The following is a 464-nucleotide window of genomic DNA, read 5'->3' as shown; positions in this document are numbered from 1 at the left end:
CCTTTCACATAGCGCACCGGTTCGGCGTCCATGCGGGCGATCAAGGCGTCGAGGCCGCTTGTGCTGCGGGCGGTTCCGCGGGCGGCCGAGGTGCACAGGAAGTCAGCATCGGACCACGTGGTGCCCGGTGCGCCGCGTGCGCGCAACCACCCGTTGCGGTCGGCCAGCAACTGCGTGCCGGAGAACGCTTGCGGCGCGGCACCGGCAATGGTGGCGAAGACGCTCCAGGCGTCGGCACCTTCAGCCACACAGCGCGCCTCAAACGCGCGGGTTGGCGGTGGCAACGTGCCATCCGGCGTGATGAGCAATGTCTGGAAACGCGGGTCTTCCAGCGGGATGCCGGCTCTCGATGCCGCATCCACCGCCACCACCCTCACGCGTTGGCCGTTGCGCCACGTCGCCAAGGATTGAGTCGGCGCATCCCCGCAACGCACGGGCAGCGCCGGCAGCGCCACAGGTAGTGG

At 69.6% G+C, this 464-nt stretch carries 1 pseudogene; it reads right to left on the bottom strand.

What is annotated here, in order from left to right:
- Positions 1-404 (bottom strand): annotated as a pseudogene (locus tag H0X90_RS35370) (cytochrome c); the annotation flags it as partial.
- Between the last annotated feature and the right edge of the window lie 60 nt (positions 405-464).

Origin of the sequence: Burkholderia sp. 9775_39 (assembly GCF_015712225.1) — a bacterium.
GTDB lineage: Bacteria > Pseudomonadota > Gammaproteobacteria > Burkholderiales > Burkholderiaceae > Burkholderia > Burkholderia cenocepacia.
Note: the sequence above shows the minus strand (reverse complement) of the source record. Positions and strands in the feature narration are given on the sequence as shown.